Annotated in this window: 1 protein-coding gene and 1 pseudogene; both read left to right on the forward strand. The window is 61.1% G+C overall.

What is annotated here, in order from left to right:
• Positions 1-1,264, forward strand: a 1,264-nt coding sequence (locus tag ACH2EH_RS08215; protein WP_395140651.1) for a c-type cytochrome domain-containing protein, incomplete at its 5' end; no start/stop codon positions are given.
• Positions 1,265-1,398: 134 nt separating this feature from the next.
• A pseudogene (locus tag ACH2EH_RS08220) lies at positions 1,399-1,883 on the forward strand (hypothetical protein); the annotation flags it as partial.

The following is a 1,883-nucleotide window of genomic DNA, read 5'->3' on the forward strand; positions in this document are numbered from 1 at the left end:
TGAGGTCGTCCCGATCTTACGCACTGCCTGCCTTGGGTGCCATAGCGCCCAGCTTCCCACAGCAGGCTTTTCCGTGGACTCGTACACCGCCCTGATGAAAGGCGGGAAGGCGGGTGCTGCGATTATCCCCGGCAAGAGTGACCAGAGCCGCCTGGTACGGATGCTCACCGGAGTGCAAAAACCTATTATGCCGCCCGGCTCGGGGCTGAAGCAGCCCGATATCGAGATCATCCGGCGCTGGATAGATGCGGGAGCGAAGCTGGACACGGTGGCGATTACGGGTACAAAAGCTCCCACAGTTGTAAAAGTGGCAACAGTGGCAACCGTCATGCCCGTTCCCAAGCCTGTGGGTAAGACTCTCGGCATCGCGGCACCTGTGAATGCACTGGCATTTTCCCCCGATGGTAAGCTCCTGGCCGTCGGAACCTACCAGCGCGTGCTGCTCTGTGACCCGGTGAGCCGAACGGTTCTCAAGACCTGGAGTGGGCATCTGGACACGGTGCGCTCGCTGGCATTCTCTCCGGATGGCAAGTGGCTCGCAGCAGGCGGCGGGATGTCCGGCGCGATTGGCCAGGTGCGACTCTGGAGCATCCCCGATAGCAAAGAGACGCTCGTGTTTGGCGATCATACCGACACCGTCCATGGAGTCGCGTTCTCGCCCGATGGCAAGCTGATTGCCTCCGCAAGCGTGGATCGTAGCATCAAGCTGTGGGAAGCTGCCACGGGCAAGCTCAGCCAGACCCTACGCGATCACGCTGATGCTGTCTCTGGAGTGGCGTTCTCGCCCAGCGGTAAGCTCCTCGCCTCGTCTAGCAATGATAAAAGTGTCAAGATCTGGGAGGTCGCCAGTGGTAAGCGTCTCTATTCGCTCGGAGCACACGACGAGCCCGTTACGGATCTGTGCTTCACCCCTGGAGGCCAGCTCTTAAGTGTCAGCACGGATAAGCTCGCCAAGCTCTGGAACATCGCCCCGGAGAGTGGCGGCCATGTCCGCAACTTCGGTGGCCACGGGCAGAGTATCTTCTCGGTCACGGTAAGTGCCGATGGGCAGCTCGCCGCGACGGCCTCGGGGGACAAAACCATTCGAATCTGGAACGTGGGCAGTGGCGGCACGACAGCCACGTTTAGCGACCCCAAAGACTGGTGCTACGCCGTGCGCTTCAGCCCGGATAAAAAGCGCCTCGCAGCGGGAACTTGGGATGGCCAGGTCTTTCTCTGGAATCTCGATCCCAATAAATTAGAGGGGAGCTTCTCGACAAAATGAGAGCCTCTCTAAAATTTGGTTCCCTCATGGAAATCAAGGGGCTATGGGGCGTTCCGCCGCGCCTTCGGCGATTTTTACCGACGAGGCACGAGGAGGCGGCGCGAATGCGCCCCATAGCGGGACGTTTACCGTCCATGCGAATGCGTCCCATAGCCCGGACGTTAACCGTCCTGGGCATAATCAGCACCTTGCTCCTGACTCTCCCCGCCACCGCGCAGACGCTGCGGCCCAAAGTGCGCTCCGTCGTGCCCACCGGCGGCCAGCGTGGCACGAGCGTGGAGTGTGTTATCGCGGGAGTGAATATTGGCTACGGCACGGCGCTGCTCTTTGAGAATCCAGGCATCACGGTTGCCATGATCAAGCCAGAGACGCCTGCGGCGGGCGCGAAGAACCCGGATAGCAAGCTCACCGCGACACTCGCACTTGCGCCAGGACTGCCGCCGGGGCGCTATGCCTTTCGGGTCGCCACACCCCTAGGAAGCTCGGAGCCGGGCTATGTGGTTGTGGGACAGTGGCCTGAGCTTGCGGAGAAGGAGCCTAATAACACGCCACAGACCGCGCAAGCCCTCACGGGGCCGTTGACAGTTAATGCAAAAAGTGACGGCGGCGAGGACGTGGA

Source organism: Armatimonas sp. (genome assembly GCF_043760365.1).
Lineage (GTDB): Bacteria > Armatimonadota > Armatimonadia > Armatimonadales > Armatimonadaceae > Armatimonas.